Raw genomic sequence first — 20638 nt, forward strand, 5'->3', positions numbered from 1 at the left:
TCTTGTCTTTAAACAGCTCATCCGTTGTTACGTTGACCCACGCATCACCCTGACGAGTTGGAAATGTCACTTGAGGTACTGCTTGGCCTTCTTTAGATGCAAACATACTGATGTCCTTATGGATAATTAAATTGTTGTGAGTCTAGCGTTGCTAACAGAGAGTAGCGTCTATTGCTTTGTTTCGTTGGGACTATTATCAAAAAAATGGTTTGATAGTTCTAATCGTTTATTGTTATGGTATCGATAGTCAAATTCTATCGGAGCATGCGATGAACATTCGTGATTTTGAATACCTAGTGGCCTTGGCTGAACACAAACATTTTCGTAAAGCAGCAGAAGCTTGCTTTGTTAGTCAGCCGACACTAAGTGGTCAGATCCGCAAACTGGAAGATGAGATTGGTACCTCTCTGTTAGAGCGTAGCAGTCGCCGCGTATTGTTTACGGATGCCGGTTTGCAGCTGGTTGAGCAAGCAAAGCGTATCCTCAAGGAAATTAAGACGTTTCGTGAGATGGCTGCAGGGCAAAGTGGTGAGATGATGGGGCCGATGCATATTGGTTTTATTCCCACAGTAGGTCCATATCTACTTCCTCGTATTGTGCCAAAGCTGAAAGAGTCATTTCCCGACCTTGAACTTTTCCTACATGAAGCTCAGACGCACCAGTTGGTTAGACAGCTCGAAGAAGGGAAACTCGATTGTTTAGTGCTGGCGTCAGTCCCAGAAACTGCGCCGTTTAAAGAAATTGAAGTCTTTAATGAGCCGATGAGCATTGCGGTGCCATGCGATCATGCTTGGGCAAAGCGTGATGTGATAGAGATGGATGAACTGAAAGGGCAAACCGTGCTGTCACTCGGTGATGGACACTGTCTGCGCGACCAAGCCCTTGGCTTCTGTTTTGCTGCTGGTGCGAGAGACGATGAACGATTTAAGGCCACCAGCTTAGAGACGTTGCGTAACATGGTGGCCGCAGGGGCAGGCATTACCTTGCTGCCTGAACTGTCTCTGCCTAAAGAGAAAGAAAAGGATGGCGTGTGCTACGTGACGGCAGTGAATCCAACGCCGTCTCGCAGTATTGTTTTAGCCTATCGCCCAGGCTCGCCGCTGCGTGCGCGTTTTGAGAAATTGGCGGAGTCGATTAGTCGTTATCTTAGTGCTTAGTGCTTAGTGCTTAGTGCTTAGTGCTGAAATTCAGATGATAAAAAAAGGGGCTTAGCGCCCCTTTTGCTTGTTACGTTCAATCTAGAACAGACTTTCACCGCCAGACTCATCACTCGAGTACAAGGTGTCCGTTAGGCTTTCCTGTACGTACTCAGTCGGTTCAGTTCCAATCTTGAAGTATTCAAACATGGTTGAACCATCGGTCTTATTGGTAAGAAGACCCGAGTCGCGGTCAATACGCACACGGGTGATATCGTTTGGTACTTGCTTGCCAACCACTTTGTGACCTTCAAGCGCCATACCCATAAACTCGACCCACGCAGGTTGAGCGGTTTTCGCCCCAGCTTCTGCGCCAGTGATCTGATCTTTACCTAAGTTAGCGTTTGCCGTCGTGCGGCCGAGCTTTCTTTGGTGATCATCAAAGCCAACCCAAGCGGTTGCGACGATACCTGGACCATAACCGTTGTACCACGCGTCTTTCGAGTCGTTGGTGGTACCTGTCTTACCGCCAATATCACGACGTTCAAGTTTTTGAGCGCGCCAGCCAGTACCATTCCAACCAGTGCCTTCACGCCAGTTACCGCCGCCCCAAACGTTGCTGTAGAGCATTTCACGTGTCAGGAACGCGGTTTGCTCGGAGATTACTTTTGGTGCGTAACGCGGTTCGTTGGTTTCCGTTAGGTCTTCTTCGTTAAACTGAGTAATGTCCAGTGGCTCGATTTCAGATGCATTGGTTGCTTCTTCAATGCTTGGTGCTGCTTCATCGGTCGCCGCTTTAGCGAACTCAGGGGCTTGCATATCCGGGCAGTTTTGATGACAAACGACTTTTGGATTGGCTTCAAACTCAACCTTGCCAAATGGGTCTTCTACCTTGCTGATGTAGAATGGCTCTACATAGTAACCACCGTTGGCAAACACAGAGAAACCTTGCGCCATTTGAACCGGCGTCAAACTGCCAGCACCAAGAGCAATGGTCTCAGAGCGAGGTAGCTTAGACTTATCGAAACCGAATCGAGTTAGGTAATCACGAGTCTCGTCCAGACCCACTTCACGCAATACGCGCACCGCCATGACGTTTTTAGACTGTGCTAGACCGATACGAAGACGTGTCGGACCTGTGTAGGTTGGTGGCGAGTTTTTAGGGCGCCATGCCGTGCCTGCACTCTTATCCCACTTGTTGATTGGCGCATCGTTCACAAGACTCGCTAGCGTCATGCCTTTATCCAGTGCCGCAGCGTAGATAAACGGCTTAATGCTTGAACCGACCTGTCTTACTGATTGGGTTGCACGGTTAAAACTTACTGTGTACGAAGTTAAAACCGCCCACGAGAGACAGTACTGCGCCATTTTCTGGGTTGATAGCAACAAACGCCGTATTGGCATTCGGTACTTGGCTTAGACGCCACGTGATGGCCGTTGGCTCAGTTACTTGGTCGTCTTCCGTTTGCGCTTCTTTTTCCTCAGGAGACACATCTGGGGTGATATCCAGATCCGCGGCGCGAACCCAAATTTGTTCACCCACAGCGACGATATCGCTTGGTGTTTTTGGCGCCGCACCTTGACGATCATCGGTGCGGAACTTACGTGCCCAGTTCATGTTCTCCCAGCTAATAGACTGTTCGCCATAGCTTTTGACATAAACCGTCGCAGATTTGTCAGCAACGTTAGTGACCACTGCGGGACGAAGTTCGCCATAGGTTGGCTGGCGACGTAGGTGCTTGGCAATCTCCTCATTGGTCATCGCGGTTTGACCTACTTTCCACAGCACTTTTTCTGCGCCGCGGTAACCGTGTCGCTCGTCGTAGTTAAGCAGGTTTTTAATCGCTGCGATGTGACCGGCTTTTTGCAGTTTCGAGTCAATCGTGGTGGTGATTCGCATGCCAGATTCGTAGGCTTCTTCACCGTAACGACTCACCATCCAAGCACGCGCAATTTCAGCGATATAAGGAGCGCTTAGCTCGATCTCAGAGCCGTGGTATTGAGAAATGATCGGCTCAGCACGCGCCTCATCAAACTCAGCTTGAGTGATGTACTTCTCAGACAGCATACGCGATAGCACCACGTTACGGCGTTGAGTCGCACGCTCCACTGAGTAGATTGGGTTCATGGTCGATGGCGCTTTAGGAAGACCTGCAAGCACAGCAATCTCACTTAGAGTCAGCTCATCAAGGTTACGACCGAAGTATGCCTGTGCTGCCGCGCCAAAACCGTATGAGCGGTAGCCCAAGAAGATCTTGTTAACGTACAGCTCCATGATCTCTTGTTTACTTAGAAGTTGCTCGATGTGCACAGCGATGAAGATCTCTTTGACCTTACGCATGATCTTCTTCTCGTTCGACAAGAAGAAGTTACGAGCCAGCTGCTGAGTGATGGTACTTGCCCCTTGTGAGGCGCTACCAGATGCAATCACAGCCACCGCAGCACGCGTAATACCAATTGGGTCAAAACCAAAGTGGTCGTAGTAGCGGCTATCTTCGGTCGCGATCAGTGCGTCGATAAGATCTTGTGGGATCTCATCGTAAGATACTGGAATTCTTCGTTTTTCGCCGAATTGTGCGATCAACTTCCCATCTTGGCTGAACACCTGCATCGGTGTTTGTAGTTGGACGTCTTTAAGAGTGGCGACATCAGGTAGCTCAGGTTTTACGTAGTAGTAAAACCCAAAAATTGTACCGACTCCAAGGAGTATGCAAATAAATGCAAGAACCAACAGTCTCTTTATGAACTTCACCGAGAATTTCCTAATTAATTGGGGTTACGAGTAGGTAATTACTTGTAGGCTAGGACAAAAATATACCTATAGGGTTAATTAACGCTTATTTGAGCGTCGATCTCAACCTTTTCACGTTGTTTATGTATTTGTTGAGGTTATTTTTCATGGCAAGAAAATGGATCACTGGGATAGATATTGGTCATCACAGTGCCAAAGCCGTTGTCTTGGTTTGTGATGGGACAGAACTCTCCTTGGTTAACCATCTGGAGCTTAAAGGATGTGATGCTATTTTCTCCGATCCTCACGCCCTTAAACATCAAGATAGTGTTAAGAAACTTAAAATTCTGCGAAAGATTGCGCCGTTGTTTCGCAATAGTGCCGCTATTGTGCTGCCAGAAAGTGCAGTGATCAGTAAAGTCGTCACACTGGAGGCCGGCCTTGAAGAGCAGGAGCAAGAGCTTGCGATTGAGCAAGCGATGAATCATCAGACGCCTTACCCAATGGATGACATTGCTTTGGATTTTGTTAAAGAGACCGAAGAGAACAATGTTGCCGTTGAGGCTTATCGAGTTCATGTGACCAAACAATCGATCGTCGATAACTGGTCTTTTGTGGTCACTAAGCTTGGTTTTCGCCCCAAGTTAATGGATACCAACAATGGAGCACTGCGTGGCGTACAGAACTGGGTTTGCGCTCATACGCCATCGCTGGTAAACCATGCGATGTTGGATCTCGGTTGCTTGCAAGCCACATTACTCCCTCCGCCGGCGCTATCCCCTGAACTGGCGAAATCATGGGTACTGGAGCCCGTGTCAGAGCTACAAAATCGTGCGGACACTCAGTTTAAGTCGCTATCGGAAGTGGTGTTTGAGTCGGTTGCTGGGCGGGTCGTTTCGCAACTGCAGTTATATCGTTCGGTGGCAGGGCAAGAGGCTATCGACGGGGTTATTCTGATTGGAGGGCACGCGCAGCAAGAGGGTCTGATAGACAGCGTTGCCAAGACCTTATCTTGCCCAATAACCTGTATTGATTTTCAGCGCTTATCGACAAGTAAGACCAAGTCTTCTCAACCTTTATCACCCTGCTACGCCTCTGCGGTTGGGGCGGCAATCAATGGTTTGAATTGGCTTAAGAGACATTGATATGAAGATAATCAATCTATTGCCCTGGCGAGAATCCAAGCGCAAGCAGCATCAACAGCGCTTTATTGCGATGTTCTTCGCGGCGCTGTTCTTTGGTTATTCGATTTCACATCTGTTGAATTCGACACTAGCGATTGAGGTCAGTACTCAACAACAGCGGGTTGCGTATCTACAAGGCAAAATTGATGACTATCGACGTCAAATCCGTGAATTATCATCGACCAAACTGAGTTGCAGTCTTTAGAAGCACGCCTGGACTATGTTGATAGGTTGCAGCAACAGCGCAATAAGACAACGGCGGTGATGAATTTACTGCCGACACTGATTCCTTCTCAAGTCTATGTAGACAAAATCCGCATGCAAGGAGAGCAATTTAAGGTCAGTGGTATTGGAGAAAGTACTGCCTTCCTCGCCCAAATGCTGGATAGATTTGAACAATCGACAATGGTCAATAACGTAGTACTGCACTCTATTGTCCATGATCGCGAGCGTTTTGGTAATAAATATCAAGCGTTTGAACTGTCGTTTGCTATTGATAGTGCCGCGCTACTTGCTGCGCCAGCCACACAATTGCAAACAGGAGTGAACTAATGTCACTCGATCTTGAACTTGATGAGCTGAGCAACTGGCCGTTAATACCGCAACTGATAGTGGTTGGCATTGTTTTTGTGTTGGCTGCGTTAGCGAGTGGGTGGTTTTTAGTGAAACCAAGCTTTGAAGACCTCGATTATTACAAGCAGCAAGAAGTTCAATTGAAGCAAGAGTTACAAGTTGTGGCACGCAAAGCGGCTATGCTGCCGGAAATGTCAAAGCATCTTACTGATCTTTCCTATCACTATGAACGACTAATGGGGCAATTGCCTGCTCAACAAGAGTTAGCAAGCCTGCTCGCAGACATTAACGAACAAGGGCTCAATAATCATCTTACTTTCACTCGCATTAACTGGGGTAAACGTCAGCCGCAGAAGTTTCTGTTAAAGCTCCCTTTAGATATCGAGCTTACTGGAAGTTATGACGATATCGGCCGTTATGCTCAGGCTATCGCTGAGCTTCCCCGCATCGTACTCATTGAAAATGCGGAATGGCAGAGAGTGAGTTTGGAAAGTAGCACTCTGCACTTTCGCGTCAATGCTGCTACCTATCAGTTTATAGCGGAGGCAGAAGGTGAAAAATAGCGTCGTAGTTTTATTGATATTAGTCGGTTTAGCGGCTGTAACGCCAATCAAGATTCACTGCAAAAGTTTGTTTTAAATACAGAATCGAGTGCTGAGCCGCAAAAAATGGCGGCGCGATTGATTCAGTCTTCTGAGGTAGTACGCTTCCAAGAGTTGAACGGTCAATCGCCTTTCGGTTTGCCGAAAATGGCAACTCAGCAAAGTCCTGATCGCGCCAGAGCTGCTGGCAACCGAAGACCAGAACCAAACAAGGATTGGAGCTTTATCGAATTAGCGAGCTACAGGTCAAAGGGATCATGAGTAAAAACGGCAAGATGACGGGCTTGGTGATGCTGCCCAATCGACGTGTAGTGAAAGTGGAAGAAGGGCATTTTCTTGGTGAGAACAACGGTCAAATCAAGCAAATAACAGAAAATGCGCTGATTGTGGGTGAGACCTTGTCCGATGGATTGGGATGCTGGTACCAAAGGCAAATAAAGCTGGCATTGAAGTAATGGAGAAACACGTGCAACGTATAGTGGTGCAGGGCATCAATTTTCTTATCTGTGGTCTTGCATTGAGTATAGGCTTGCTGACAAGTCGTGAGCTTGCGGCCAATGAGATTACCAACGTCTCATTTCAACTCAACGAACAGCGTCAGGGTGTGTTGACGGTTGCTCTGTCCGAGCAGGGCAGCGCTGTCGATGTCAGTGGCAATGACAATGAGCTGACCATTATGCTTCGGCAAACGGCCGTGACGCCCGAGCATTTGTCTATTTATGATGTGACCGATTTTGCCACTCCTGTCACCACCATCGAGCTTTTTGATGAGTCGCCTCATGTGCGCTTAGCGGTGAAAACCAAACAAGCGGTTGATTATCAATACGTGGTAGCTGACAACCAACTGCGAGTGACCTTTGTTGAGCTTACCCAAGCTCGCGCTGACGAAAGGGCGCTGGAGTCGCGCAATAAAGGTCAACTTACCTCGATCAATTTTCAAGATATGCCGGTTCGTAACGTACTGCAGTTACTCGCTGAGTACAATGATTTCAATTTGGTTGTTTCCGACTCGGTGCAAGGCAATTTGACGCTGCGACTCGATAGTGTGCCGTGGACCGATGTACTCGATATTATCCTGCGCGTTAAAGGCCTTGATAAGCGCGTTAAAGGAGACGTGGTGCTGGTGGCGCCAAAGATAGAACTCGACCGACAGGAAAAGCTTGAATTAGAGCGTCATCAACTGACTGAAAAAATCGGTAAGTTGGAGTCCGAAATTATCAAAATCAACTACGCTAAAGCTTCTGAAATGGCCGCTATGATAGGGGGAAAGAGGGCGTTAGCATGCTATCTGAACGCGGTTCTGTGACGGTTGATGAGCGAACCAATTCACTATTACTTCGCGATCTTCCTGACAGTATAGAGGTGATCAAAAGCATTATTGCTGAGCTTGATATACCGGTTAAGCAGGTTCAAATTGAAGCTCGCGTGGTGACGATGCGAGAAGGCAACATTGAGGAACTGGGGATCCGCTGGGGAATGAGTTCATCCAATGGTACCACTACTGTTGGCGGTTCTATTGAAAGCAACCTTGTCGCCGCTGGTAGTGGCGAAAAACTTGAAATAGATGACTTTTTGAATGTTAATTTGCCAGCCCTATCCGACAATGCATCAAGCATTGCGTTTCAAGTGGCGAGTCTTGGTACCAACACATTGCTCGACCTTGAGCTTTCAGCACTACAAAACGAATCAAAAGCCGAGATCATATCTAGCCCAAGGTTGATCACCACGAATAAGAAGTCGGCGTATATTGAACAAGGTACTGAGATCCCTTATCTCAAATCCACATCTAGTGGCGCTACTGCGGTTGAATTTAAAAAAGCAGTGCTGTCACTGACGGTGACGCCGCAAATTACCCCAGACAATCGATTAATTCTTGACCTTGATGTTACCCAAGATCAGGTCGGCGAAGTGTTAAAAACACTAGAAGGAGAAACCGTTGCCATAGATACTCAGCGTATCGGTACGCAGGTTTTGGTGAACAATGGTGAGACTGTGGTGCTTGGCGGCATTTACCAACATACCTTTTCCAATAAAATCGATAAAGTGCCGCTTTTAGGTGATATTCCAGGCTTGGGCGCGTTATTTAGACGAACCTATGAAAATATTGGCAAGAGCGAGCTGCTAATCTTTGTGACGCCGAAGATTATCACACCAACGCCCGCACTCACAGAACTAGGTAACCCTTTGTAAATTAGCCATTAATTGAAAAGGATTAAAAATAAAGTTGCATTAAAGCCACCTTGCCTTGATAATTTCGGGTCTTATCACGACTTATCTGTGAGGAATCGGTGCCACAAGCCCTTTTTTCCGAGGTTCCTTTTCGGTCTTTTCTTGTGGCGATGTCATTGAATTAACGTTGTAAATTAATGCTGAACATGGCTGAGAAACGTAATATTTTTCTTGTTGGCCCTATGGGTGCCGGCAAAAGTACAATCGGTAGACACCTAGCTCAACAACTTCATATGGAGTTTGTTGATTCTGATACCGTCATTGAAGAGCGCACTGGCGCAGACATCGCATGGGTGTTTGACGTTGAAGGTGAAGAAGGTTTCCGCAAGCGCGAAGAAACTGTCATTAATGATCTAACCGAGCAGCAAGGTATCGTACTTGCGACCGGTGGTGGTTCTGTGAAGAGCAAAGACAACCGTAACCGCTTGTCGGCTCGTGGTATCGTTGTTTACCTAGAAACCACAATCGAAAAACAACTTGCTCGCACTAACCGCGACAAGAAGCGTCCATTACTTCAAACGGATAACCCGCGCGAAGTACTAGAGAACCTAGCGGACGAGCGCAATGATCTTTACAAAGAAGTGGCGGACTATGTGGTTCGTACTGACGATCAAAGTGCAAAAGTGGTAGCCAACCAAATCGTAAAAATGCTAGAAGAAGGTTAATCGAAACCTTTTTCATTAGGAGAGCAAACCATGGAACGGATTACGGTCGAGCTTGGTGAGCGCAGCTACCCAATTTCAATTGGTGCCGGGTTATTTGATGACCCGGCTCAATTTGCCCAAATTCCCGACGGAAAATCAGTCGTGGTGATCACCAACACCACAGTATCCCCTCTTTATGCTCAAGTGATTCTTGACCAGTTGGAAAGCAAAGGTTGTAAAACCTCATTGTTTGAACTGCCAGACGGTGAGCAATACAAAACTCTAGATACCTTTAACACGGTTCAAACCCATCTGCTCTCAGGCAACTACGGTCGCGATGTCGTTGTAGTGGCACTCGGCGGTGGCGTGATTGGCGATCTTGTCGGCTTTTCGGCGGCTTGCTATCAACGCGGTGTTGATTTTGTGCAGATCCCAACCACCTTGTTATCGCAAGTGGACTCATCGGTCGGTGGTAAAACAGCGGTGAACCATGAACTGGGTAAAAACATGATTGGTGCTTTTTATCAGCCTCAAGCGGTGATTATTGATACCAACTGTTTGCGTACGTTACCTGAGCGTGAATTCGCTGCGGGTATGGCTGAGGTGATCAAGTATGGCATCATTTACGATGAGTCGTTCTTTGAGTGGTTAGAGGAAAACCTCGATAAACTCTACGCCCTTGATCAGCAAGCGTTAACGTATGCGATTGCGCGATGCTGCCAGATCAAAGCTGAAGTCGTTGCACAAGACGAGAAAGAGTCGGGTATTCGCGCGTTATTGAATCTAGGTCATACATTTGGTCATGCTATCGAAGCGGAACTAGGGTATGGTAAATGGCTACATGGAGAGGCGGTATCTTCTGGCACTGCGATGGCGGCTCATACCGCTCAGCTGCTGGGTGATATCACACCAGAGCAAGTCACTCGCATTATTGCTTTGCTAGAGCGAGCAAAACTGCCTGTACATACGCCAGAGTCCATGAGTTTTGATGATTTCATCAAGCATATGATGCGCGACAAAAAGGTGCTATCAGGAAAGCTTCGTTTGGTGCTGCCAACCTCTATTGGCAGCGCGCAAGTGGTCTCTGATGTACCGAGCGATCTGATTGAGCAAGCGATTGATTTATGTCGCAAGTAGCCAATACTTAACGATAGAGTGTTGAGGTTAGGCGACATCCGCGAATAGAATAAGAGGCTCCAGTTGGAGCCTTTTTTAGTTTGGATTGGTGGTAGAAAATCGGGATGAGTTTGTCCTATGAACTGCGAGTACTAGAGCTCGATTCACAAACCCAGCTGCTTGAAAGAATGCAGTTGCTGACGCAATTTGCTGCAAACTTTGTGGTCGTCAAAGGTGAAGCCGGAGCCGGGAAAACCTGGCTTGCTCATCGTTATCTCGAAGCGTGGTCTTACGATAAAAACCAGTCGTTGGTGACCTGTCTACCAAACCAGGAGGATGAGGTCAATCGCGGTAATATCCTCAGACAGCTATTCCCGCATCAAATGTACAGCACCACGGATTCACTCAATGACAGTATCGAGCGCATTTTAGATGGTGAAGCATGTAACATCGCCATTGTGGTCGATAATGCCCATCATGCTTCTCAAGCACTACTGGCTGAACTCTGGCTACTGTATAGCGCTGCGCTTTCCACACCTAAGCAAAACATTAGTGTGGTGCTGTTTACTGCGAGTGATTCAGTATCGACTAAGCTTGCTAGATTGAGTCATGGACTGGATATTAAGCCGGTTGAGCTGGATATCGATGAATTACCAGAGGAAGAGGCTGAACGTTTTTTTGAGAGTTTGGTTCTACGCTATCTTGATGAAAGCGTTGAAAAAAGAATTAAAAGCGCGTTTACTAATACCAGACCACTTCCGGGAGAAATTTTGGCGCTAGGAGAGCACAAAGTGGAAAAGAAAGTGATTATTCGTTCATTAGTGGGCTCGCCCGCGAAGATTGCCGTCACCGTTGCCGTTATTCTGTTGCTGCTGTTCCTGGGCTATCGCTGGTTACTGCAAGCGCCGAAGCCGAGTATTGTACCCGTCGAAACGGCGAGTGAACAGACCGTGATCCCGACCTTAGAGCAGCCAGCAGATGCTGCGAGTGAAGAGCAAGCGCAAAAAGCCAATCAAGAGATGCCATCAGATCTGACCGCCACGGATGATTCCGAGGCATTGCCACCAACAGTGACGTCAGAAACCGCCAGCGTGGGCGTCGCGGAAACCGGTGAACGTGTCGTGATCACCTCAGATGTGGTGGATGCTTTGCTAGAAGATAAAACCGACATTGCTGCGCAGCAAGCGACAGAGATCCAGCAAGCGGTAGAGAGCGCAAAAACCACGAGCAATATTCAGCCTGTGGCCATTGAGCCTCCACCAGAGGTGGTAATTGATGATGGTGTCACAGAGGCGCTGCAAACGCCGATTACTTTCTCGTTTGCGAGAGACCAACTGAATGCTTTAGCCTCGAACAGCTACACGCTTCAAATTGCGGCGATGACTGAGCTGGAAGATGTGCAGCTATTTTTGAACCAGCATAGTTTTGATAAGCCGGTGCGCATTTATCCAACGCTACGTGGCGAGGAAAAGTGGTATATCGTCACTTACGACAATTACGCGACGATTCAGCAAGCGCGTGATGCAGCTGAAAAGCTTCCTGCAGAGCTACAGTCGCTTGGCCCATGGCCAAAAGCGCTGAGCCAAGTGAAGCGTGAAATTGCTCGCTGGACTGAATAAGCTTTCGACCTAGTCGCCTGTGAGCGAGTTAACGGCGACTCAGTCAACATTTACACCAAGCGCTGTTGACCTTTCTACCAGAAAGGTCAACATAACAATTTGAATTATGATATATTCCCCAGCCTTAATTTTTGGGGTGGCAGTAAATAGAGCAAGTAATGAAGAAGCAACGTGCCTTTCTTAAGTGGGCTGGTGGAAAATATGGCTTGGTTGAAGACATTGAAAAGCATCTGCCAGACGCTAGAAAACTGGTAGAACCCTTCGTTGGTGCAGGCTCTGTTTTTCTCAATACAGATTATGAGCAATACCTGCTCGCCGATATTAACCCTGATCTTATCAATCTTTACAACCTACTCAAGACGCAGCCAGAGCAATACATTGCTGAGGCGAAACGTCTATTTACCCCAGAGCACAATCGTAAAGAAGTCTATCTCGATATTCGCGCTCAGTTTAACCAAACTGACGACATCATGTTTCGTTCGGTCGCGTTTTTGTACATGAACCGTTTTGGGTTTAACGGCTTATGTCGTTACAACAAAAAGGGTGGCTTCAACGTGCCGTTTGGCTCATACAAAAAACCCTACTTCCCAGAGAGCGAAATGGAGTTCTTTGCAGAAAAAGCGAAGAAAGCCACGTTTGTCTGTGAGGGTTATCCAGAGACCTTTAAGCGCGCTCGCAAAGGCAGCGTAATTTACTGCGATCCTCCGTACGCGCCGCTTTCCAACACCGCCAACTTTACCTCATATGCGGGTAATGGCTTCACCTTGGACGACCAAGCCGCTTTGGCGGACGTAGCTGAGCATGCCGCTTTTGACCGTGGTATTCCTGTGCTTATCTCCAACCATGACACCACGCTGACGCGTCGTTTGTATCACGGCGCTCAACTTAACGTGGTTAAGGTGAAGCGAACCATCAGTCGCAATGGTGCAGGCCGCAATAAAGTCGATGAATTGTTGGCATTATTTGAACCACGAGATCAATAACTCCTAGCCAAGGGCTAGGATTTACCCCCTTGCTTCGGTAGAATTGCGCGCACTGTTACTGTTATGTAAAGACTCGCTTGCAATCCATTTCACTGAGGTTAGGTATGAAAGACTTTCTTATTGCTCCATCCATTCTCTCTGCAGACTTTGCTCGTTTGGGTGAGGATGTCGAAAAAGTACTCGCTGCGGGTGCTGACGTCGTTCACTTCGATGTGATGGATAATCACTATGTGCCTAACCTAACGTTCGGTGCACCAATCTGTAAAGCGCTACGCGACTACGGCATTACTGCTCCTATTGATGTTCATCTAATGGTGAAACCTGTCGACAGCATCGTACCTGACTTCGCAAAAGCGGGGGCAAGCATGATCACTTTCCACGTCGAAGCGTCTGAACACATCGACCGTACGCTTCAGCTCATCAAAGAACACGGCTGTCAGGCGGGTGTGGTACTTAACCCAGCAACGCCGCTTTCTTGCCTAGATTACATCATGGACAAGGTTGACCTGATCCTTCTGATGTCGGTGAACCCGGGCTTTGGCGGTCAGTCATTCATCCCTTCAACGCTGGATAAGCTGCGTGAAGTTCGTAAGCGTATCGATGCGTCAGGTCGCGATATTCGTCTAGAGATTGATGGCGGCGTTAAGGTTGATAACATTCGCGAGATCGCAGAAGCGGGTGCAGATATGTTTGTCGCGGGCAGCGCTATCTTCAATCGTCCTGATTATAAAGAGGTGATTGATGAAATGCGTGCTGAACTTGCAAAAGTAGAAAGCAAGTAACGGGCAGGCATGATGAGCGCAATTAAACTGGTTGTATTTGATCTCGATGGCACGCTGCTGGATAGCGTGCCTGATTTAGCACTCGCCGCTGACCAAGCGGTTCAAGAGCTTGGTTACCCAGCAGTCACCGAAGAGCAAGTTCGCGATTATGTGGGCAATGGTGCTGACATCTTAATTGGTCGCTCGCTAAGCCAGAGTATTGATGTGGATCCGAGCTTATCGCCAGAGCTGCTCGCGAAAGCGCGTGTTCTGTTTGATGATTTTTACAAAGCGAGTGGTCACAAACTTAGCCACCTTTATCCAGCGGTACATCAAACGCTGGATACCTTGGTAGCCAACGGCATCACAGTCGCGCTGCTCACCAACAAACCATCAAAGTTTGTTCCAGAGCTATTAGAGCAGCACAAGCTGGATAAATACTTTAAGCATGTGTTGGGCGGTGATGCGTTTGAGAAGCGCAAGCCCGATCCGATTGCTCTGCACTGGTTGATGGAGCAAGAGCAAGTCTCTGCCGACCAAGTACTGATGGTGGGCGATTCAAAGAATGACATTCTTGCGGCGCGCAACGCGGGCTGTCACGCGTTTGGTTTGACTTATGGTTACAACCACGGTGAGCCGATTGCCAATGCCAAACCGGATTTTGTCGCTGACATTGTGTCGGACGTGCTAAAAGCGGTCGGTATCGACGCTTAACTTCCTCAAAATGCCGTGAAGCCAGTGTCTTTCTATCACCTAGTTATAAAACACTGGCAAAATACTCGCCAATGAGTACACTGCTAAAACCGCGTTAAAATAACGCGGTTTTTCATTCTCCTAAATTATCTCGTCAAGAAGTCGAAGGAATCATAATCATGAGCAAACCCATTGTATTAAGTGGTGTTCAGCCGTCAGGTGAACTAAGTATCGGTAACTACTTGGGTGCTCTACGTCAATGGCAACAAATGCAAGACGACTATGACTGCCAGTACTGCGTTGTTGACCTTCATGCCATCACGGTTCGTCAAGATCCGAAAGCGCTGCATGAAGCAACTCTAGACGCACTAGCAATCTGTCTTGCGGTTGGTGTTGATCCAAAGAAGAGCACGCTATTTGTTCAGTCACACGTACCAGAGCATGCTCAACTTGGTTGGCTTCTTAACTGCTACACTCAAATGGGTGAACTGAATCGCATGACTCAGTTTAAAGACAAATCTCAGCGCTATGCGAACGATGTAAACGTCGGTCTATACGACTACCCAGTGCTAATGGCTGCGGATATCCTGCTGTACGGTGCGCACCAAGTGCCAGTCGGTAGTGACCAGAAGCAGCACCTAGAGCTAGCACGTGACATCGCGACTCGCTTTAACAACATCTACAGCCCTGAATCGCCAATCTTTGAAGTGCCAGAGCCGTACATTCCAACTGTGAATGCACGCGTAATGAGCCTGCAAGATGCGACTAAGAAGATGTCTAAGTCGGACGATAACCGTAAAAACGTGATCACTCTGCTAGAAGAGCCAAAGTCGATTATTAAGAAGATCAACAAGGCGCAAACAGATACAGAGACGCCGCCACGTATCGCCCACGATTGGGACAACAAAGCGGGTATCTCTAACCTAATGGGTCTGTACTCTGCAGCAACCGGTAAAACGTTTGAAGAGATTGAAGCGCAATACGCTGGCGTTGAAATGTACGGCCCATTTAAGAAAGATGTCGGTGAAGCACTCGTCGCTATGCTTGAGCCAATCCAATCAGAGTACCGTCGTATTCGTGAAGATCGTGCTTACATGGACGAAGTGATGCGCCAAGGCGCTGAAAAAGCTTCCGCTCGCGCTGCAGAAATGCTAGCAAAAGCGTACAAAGCGGTGGGGTTTGTGGCTCGCCCATAACACCATCATTGCATTGATTACAAAAACCACCCAACTGGGTGGTTTTTTTGTGCCTGTTTATTAACTAATTGATTTGTAAACGATTGCATAACCGGAACCCGTTCTGTTGAAAGTTAGTGTTGTGCTACAAATTCTCACACAACACTGTGATAAAACGCTCAAAATACCCCAACCTGTCTTATTTGTTTCATAAATTACCGTGATAGTTGTCGTGAATTTAGTTTCATTAGATAACAATAACGAGATATTCAGGTGGATGTATGACAACGAACAACCGACGTTCCTTGCTAGCAGTGGTGATAGGATCGCTGCTGGCGGCCAATGCGAATGCCGAGCTGATCATTTCCCAGTATGTGGAAGGTGGTGGTTTTAATAAAGCGATTGAGATAGCCAATACCGGCGATACGCCGTTGGCGCTCGATGGTTATCAGTTAGCGCGATCAACTAATGGCAATGGCAGTTGGGGCAGTACTCTCTCTTTAGAGGGTAAAACGCTCGCGGCGAAACAGGTCATGGTGTTTGCCAATTCTGGCGCAAGCGATGCAATCAAAGCGTGAGTGACGAGGTGGAAAACAGTGTCACAAGCTTTAATGGTGATGATCCTATCGCCATCTTGAAATCGGACGGCAGTGTTCATGATGTGCTTGGTGTCATGGGCGATGTAGATTTTGGCAAGGACGTGACCTTAGTAAGAACCTCTGCCGCTATTGAGCCAAGTGCGACGTTTAATGCTTCGGATTGGGTAACGTTAGACAAAGACGTGATTGATGGTCTAGGTGACTATGATCTGCAAGCTGCGCCCGAGACCTTCACGTGTACTGATTCTGGCGCTGCGCCAACTTTCACCACCATTAGCCAAATTCAGGGCAGTGGTGATAGCTCGCCCTTTATTGATGGCTACCCGTATATCACAGATGAAGATTTCTTCGTCAACGGCGTGGTGACAGCGGTCACCTCTGGCCTAACCAAAGGCTTTTACTTGCAAGATATCACCCCAGATAACGACGTTGCGACATCCGATGGTTTGTTTGTCCACACCGGCGGTTTGGTCGCTGATCTAGCACCGGGTGATGTGGTGTGCGTGAAAGGGAAAGTACAAGAGTATTACTCCCATACCCAGCTTGCATCCGACATGAACAGCTACCTCAAGCAAAGCTCTGGCAGTGCCCCTGCGGCGACGCCACTGGAACTGCTTGAAGGTGAAAACCTTCGCCAAGCACTTGAGCGTCATGAAGGCATGTTGGTTGAGCTCACCGATCAAAGTGCGTTGCATATTACGCGTAACTTCTCCTACGACTACGATGCGCGTCGCAATAACATGCTGCTTTCCTACCAAGCACCGCTGTACAAGCCGACACAGTTGCATCCAGCTGAGAGCAGCGAGGCGGTAGCGCTTGCCGAGCACAATGCCAATCATCGTGTGTTTGTTGAATCCGATCAAAAAGCGCCGAGCGGTCAGATCCCTTATTACCCAAGTTTTGCCACTGACCCGGATCAAAATGGCAGCTCTGAAAACCACCTACGTTTAGGCTCACGAGTGGAAGGTATGCAAGCTGTCGTGACCTACAGTTATAACGAGTATCGTTTGATTGTGACTAACGAGCTCGACAAGAGCAATTTTGTTGAGGTAGGGGAGGGTTTCAATGTCGAGCGCAAAGCTGCACCTACCGCAGTAGATGCCGATCTGCATGTGGCGAGCTTTAACGTGCTCAACTATTTCAACTCGGTCGCAGACAGTGGCGATGACAATGCCCTTGGTCAAAATCGCGGTGCAGAGAGCTTTGAAGAGTTTGAAATCCAACGGGCGAAAATCGTGGCGGCAATGAAAGCGATGAACGCAGACATCATCGGCCTAATGGAAATTGAAAATAACGGGTTTGGTGAAGGCAGCGCGCTGAACAACTTGGTCACTGCGCTTAATGCAGAGTTTGATAATCGCGATGATCACTACGCCTATGTTGAAATTGAGGCTGCGGACAAGTATCAAGATGCGTATTTAGGTAGTGATGCTATTATGGTGGCGATGATCTACAAGCCTAGCAAGGTGGAAGTGAACCAAAGCGCTCAAGTCATACCAATGCCAGAGCAGCACATCGAAGCGGGCTTGATTAGCCGTGAGAAAGATGACACTACCAACCCAAGCTACGATAAGTATCAGCGCCACAGCCTATTGCAGACGTTTGATGTGAAAGGCAGTGACGAGTCCATCACCATCGTCGTCAATCACTTCAAATCTAAAGGCTCTGAGTGTATTGAAGAGTGGATTGCCGGTGTCGAAGATAGCGAGCCAAGCGACCTTCAAGGTAACTGTAATAACTTCCGCGTATCGGCGGCGAAAGTGTTGGGGGATGCCATCGACAAAGTATCTGGCGATATTCTGGTGATGGGGGATATGAATGCTTATGGCATGGAAGACCCGATTCTCGTTCTGACCGACTACGATCCTGCGCAGCACAAGCGTGAAATTAAGACCGCCTCATACACCACGCTTGGCCTAAATGATGATGGCACTAACAAGGTTTACCAGCAGCAAGGTACCATTATTAATCAAGGGTATGGGCTCGTGAATCTCAATACCAAATTGCACGGCGCTAAGACGTTCTCATACAACTATGGTGGCGAACTTGGCAACCTAGACCACGCGCTGGCGAATCAAAGCTTGGCGCAGAAAGTGGTGGCGATTGAAGACTGGCACATTAACTCGCTGGAGAGCAACTTGTTTGAGTACAGCAGCAAGTACACGGGAGATATGGCGAAGTACCAAGATGCTTATTCAGCATCGGATCATGACCCTATCTTGATTGCTATTGATTATTCTCAAGAAGAAGAGAAAGAGGATGGCGCTGGTTCAGCTGGCCTAGCTTCTCTGCTCGCGCTGTTCGGCTTTGGTGTTTATCGACGACAGCGCCGTTACCTGAAACGCTAACGTTCGTAGACTGATAAGGCCAGTGCACGCTGGCCTTAATTTTAATAAACCATCATTCTGCGCTTGCCTTTCATCGTAGGTATTGCACAATACCGCCTCTTGGTGTGCAACCCTTTAAAGTTTGACTATGCTACTCATCATCGACAACTACGATTCCTTCACCTTTAACCTGTTTCAGTATTTTTCTGAATTGGGTACCGAGGTTAAAGTCGTGCGTAACGATGAGATTGATGTTGCCGGTATCGAGGCGTTAAACCCTTCCCACTTAGTTATCTCCCCTGGCCCTTGTACACCCAATGAAGCCGGGATTTCGCTTGAGGTGATCAAACACTTTGCTGGCAAATTGCCATTGCTTGGCGTTTGTTTAGGTCATCAGGCGATTGCACAGGTGTTTGGTGGCGAAGTGGTGCGCGCAAGACAGGTGATGCATGGTAAGACGTCACCGATTCGTCATACCAACCAGAGTGTGTTCACTGGGCTCAACAACCCCCTTACTGTGACTCGCTATCACTCGCTTATTGTCGCTCGCGACAGTCTACCTGACTGCTTTGAAGTGACCGCATGGACCGAGCTTGAAAATGGTGAATTTGACGAAATCATGGGGTATCGTCATAAGAGTCTCAACATTCACGCCGTACAATTCCACCCAGAATCCATCAAGACTGAACAAGGGCACGAGCTTTTGCGCAACTTCCTGTTGCAGAAATAGTCGATCTAGATCACTCTTTTTTGTTTTCTTATCTCTCATAAGTTTCACTTATGGGATTGAAAATTTATTCGCTTTTACTGATGTGAAGCGAGTGAACACCTTACCTGAGCAGTTTCTTCGCTGCTTTGCCAAAAAACACTTCATTCAAATTCATTTATGATGCATAAATACTCATAAGGCGATGTTGAATCTGGCGCAAAGTGCGCTTAAAAAGATTTTTTCACTATTGCTATGGTTAAATAAATGTAAATACAATGCTGCATCTGTGGAAAGTCGATAGAAAATATTCTGTCGCCGATGGAAAGAGAAGGTTCCCCTAAAGCCGCCTTGTTGAAGGCCAGTCTCTTTTCGCCCACACGCAGTAATAAGAAGGAATGTGTTATGACAACGGAAAAAGCGGTAACTCGTGAGTGGTTCGATGAGGTAATGGTACCTTGTTATAACCCGATGGAGATGATTCCCGTTAAGGGCGAGGGTGCACGTGTTTGGGATCAGCAAGGTAACGAGTATATCGACTTTGCTGGTGGTATTGCGGTGAGCTGTCTGGGCCATTGCCACCCTGCTATGGTGAATGCGGTGACTGAGCAAGCCAACAAAATTTGGCACTTAAGTAACGTAATGACCAATGAGCCTGCGCTGCGCCTTGCGAAAAAACTCACCGAAGTGAGTTTTGCTGAGCGCGTGTTTTTTGCCAACTCGGGTGCAGAAGCAAACGAAGCAGCATTGAAACTTGCTCGTCGCTGGGCAGCGGATGTACATGGTGCTGAAAAGTCAGAAATTATTGCCTTTAACCAAGGCTTCCACGGTCGTACCTTCTTTACGGTAACTGTGGGTGGTCAAGCAGCCTACTCCGATGGTTTTGGTCCTAAGCCAGGTGACGTAACACACATTCCATACAACGATATCGCCGCGCTTGAAGCGCAAATGTCGGATAAAACCTGTGCGGTCATGATGGAGCCGCTACAAGGTGAGGGCGGTATTGTTTCTCCGCAACCTGAATTTGTTCAAGCCGTTCGTGAGCTTTGTGATAAGTACAATGCGCTGCTTATCTTTGATGAAGTGCAAACAGGTAACGGTCGTACTGGTCACTTCTATGCTTACCAAGGTCTTGGTATCACGCCAGATATTCTGAGCACGGCTAAATCTCTGGGCGGCGGTTTCCCTATCGGCGCTATGCTAACCACAGAGAAGCTGGCAGCCACATGAAGGTAGGCACTCACGGTTCGACCTATGGTGGTAACCCGCTAGCGTGTGCGGTAGCAGAAGCCGTAGTCGACGTAGTATCTCGTAAAGATGTACTTGAAGGTGTCTCGGAACGTGAAGCTTGGTTCCGTGAAGGTCTTGAGAAGATCAACGCGAAGTACGGCCTATTTAGCGAAATTCGCGGCAAAGGCTTGCTGCTTGGCGCTGCGCTTAACGAAGAGTGGCAAGGCCGCGCTCGTGATGTATTGGTTGCCGCAGGTCAACAAGGCTTGATGGTGCTGGTCGCCGGTGCCAACGTGGTACGCTTTACACCTTCATTGGTTATCAACTCAG

Annotated in this window: 15 protein-coding genes and 5 pseudogenes; 17 read left to right on the forward strand and 3 right to left on the reverse strand. The window is 47.9% G+C overall.

All coding sequences use genetic code 11. From position 1 onward, the window contains the following. A pseudogene (locus TZ48_RS04375) lies at positions 1 to 106 on the reverse strand (glutathione peroxidase); the annotation flags it as partial. A gap of 163 nt (positions 107 to 269) precedes the next feature. Here TZ48_RS04375 and oxyR point away from each other — a divergent pair. Next, a complete protein-coding gene (oxyR, locus tag TZ48_RS04380) occupies positions 270 to 1157 on the forward strand; it encodes a DNA-binding transcriptional regulator OxyR (RefSeq protein ID WP_112478375.1) in 888 nt (295 codons plus the stop codon). A gap of 81 nt (positions 1158 to 1238) precedes the next feature. Here the strand turns inward: oxyR and TZ48_RS26250 are convergent, their stop codons facing one another. Both TZ48_RS26250 and TZ48_RS26255 read right to left on the reverse strand, forming a co-directional pair. Continuing rightward, a complete protein-coding gene (locus tag TZ48_RS26250; RefSeq protein ID WP_420822918.1) occupies positions 1239 to 2540 on the reverse strand; it encodes a penicillin-binding transpeptidase domain-containing protein in 1302 nt (433 codons plus the stop codon). Beyond that, positions 2449 to 3888, reverse strand: coding sequence for a penicillin-binding protein 1A (locus tag TZ48_RS26255; protein WP_420822919.1), 1440 nt, complete (start codon positions 3886 to 3888; stop codon positions 2449 to 2451). The genes TZ48_RS26250 and TZ48_RS26255 overlap by 92 nt, the downstream gene beginning before the upstream one ends. Positions 3889 to 4034: 146 nt before the next feature. Between TZ48_RS26255 and pilM the strand changes: the two genes are divergently transcribed. The 16 genes and pseudogenes from pilM to TZ48_RS04470 all read left to right on the forward strand — a co-directional run. Continuing rightward, positions 4035 to 5012: a pilus assembly protein PilM gene (gene pilM / locus TZ48_RS04390; protein WP_162674489.1), complete on the forward strand. Its 978-nt coding sequence runs from the start codon at positions 4035 to 4037 to the stop codon at positions 5010 to 5012. Between the two features lies 1 nt (position 5013). Next, positions 5014 to 5256 (forward strand): PilN domain-containing protein, encoded by a 243-nt coding sequence (locus TZ48_RS04395; protein ID WP_112478377.1) that lies wholly within the window; start codon positions 5014 to 5016, stop codon positions 5254 to 5256. Continuing rightward, the gene (locus tag TZ48_RS04400; protein ID WP_112478378.1) at positions 5244 to 5603 is read left to right on the forward strand and encodes a PilN domain-containing protein; all 360 of its coding nucleotides are present in this window, start codon (positions 5244 to 5246) and stop codon (positions 5601 to 5603) included. Before TZ48_RS04395 ends, TZ48_RS04400 begins: the two co-directional genes overlap by 13 nt. After that, positions 5603 to 6187: a type IV pilus inner membrane component PilO gene (locus TZ48_RS04405; RefSeq protein WP_112478379.1), complete on the forward strand. Its 585-nt coding sequence runs from the start codon at positions 5603 to 5605 to the stop codon at positions 6185 to 6187. Before TZ48_RS04400 ends, TZ48_RS04405 begins: the two co-directional genes overlap by 1 nt. A 227-nt stretch (positions 6188 to 6414) precedes the next feature. Further along, positions 6415 to 6681, forward strand: a pseudogene (locus TZ48_RS04415) (pilus assembly protein PilP); the annotation flags it as partial. Continuing rightward, a pseudogene (locus TZ48_RS04420) lies at positions 6681 to 8416 on the forward strand (type IV pilus secretin PilQ). The pseudogenes TZ48_RS04415 and TZ48_RS04420, both read left to right, overlap by 1 nt. Positions 8417 to 8601: 185 nt before the next feature. Beyond that, on the forward strand, positions 8602 to 9120 hold the full coding sequence (gene aroK / locus TZ48_RS04425; RefSeq protein WP_042477283.1) for a shikimate kinase AroK: 519 nt from the start codon (positions 8602 to 8604) through the stop codon (positions 9118 to 9120). 30 nt (positions 9121 to 9150) lie between these two features. After that, positions 9151 to 10236, forward strand: coding sequence for a 3-dehydroquinate synthase (gene aroB / locus TZ48_RS04430; protein WP_112478382.1), 1086 nt, complete (start codon positions 9151 to 9153; stop codon positions 10234 to 10236). A gap of 104 nt (positions 10237 to 10340) precedes the next feature. Next, complete coding sequence (locus tag TZ48_RS04435; protein WP_112478383.1) at positions 10341 to 11834, forward strand: AAA family ATPase; 1494 nt, start codon at positions 10341 to 10343, stop codon at positions 11832 to 11834. A 158-nt stretch (positions 11835 to 11992) separates the two neighbouring features. Continuing rightward, positions 11993 to 12817, forward strand: a complete 825-nt coding sequence (locus TZ48_RS04440) for a Dam family site-specific DNA-(adenine-N6)-methyltransferase (protein ID WP_112478384.1) — start codon at positions 11993 to 11995, stop codon at positions 12815 to 12817. A gap of 104 nt (positions 12818 to 12921) precedes the next feature. Continuing rightward, positions 12922 to 13599: a ribulose-phosphate 3-epimerase gene (rpe, locus tag TZ48_RS04445; RefSeq protein ID WP_112478385.1), complete on the forward strand. Its 678-nt coding sequence runs from the start codon at positions 12922 to 12924 to the stop codon at positions 13597 to 13599. A 12-nt stretch (positions 13600 to 13611) separates the two neighbouring features. Next, a complete protein-coding gene (locus TZ48_RS04450) occupies positions 13612 to 14292 on the forward strand; it encodes a phosphoglycolate phosphatase (protein ID WP_112478388.1) in 681 nt (226 codons plus the stop codon). Positions 14293 to 14450: 158 nt separating this feature from the next. Further along, positions 14451 to 15467: a tryptophan--tRNA ligase gene (trpS, locus tag TZ48_RS04455; RefSeq protein WP_112478386.1), complete on the forward strand. Its 1017-nt coding sequence runs from the start codon at positions 14451 to 14453 to the stop codon at positions 15465 to 15467. Between the two features lie 260 nt (positions 15468 to 15727). Then, positions 15728 to 18393, forward strand: a pseudogene (locus tag TZ48_RS04460) (ExeM/NucH family extracellular endonuclease). 127 nt (positions 18394 to 18520) lie between these two features. Beyond that, a complete protein-coding gene (locus TZ48_RS04465) occupies positions 18521 to 19102 on the forward strand; it encodes an aminodeoxychorismate/anthranilate synthase component II (protein WP_112478387.1) in 582 nt (193 codons plus the stop codon). Between the two features lie 453 nt (positions 19103 to 19555). Then, positions 19556 to 20638 (forward strand): annotated as a pseudogene (locus TZ48_RS04470) (acetylornithine/succinyldiaminopimelate transaminase); the annotation flags it as partial.

The sequence above is a fragment of the Vibrio variabilis genome, from assembly GCF_003263785.1.
Lineage (GTDB): Bacteria > Pseudomonadota > Gammaproteobacteria > Enterobacterales > Vibrionaceae > Vibrio > Vibrio variabilis.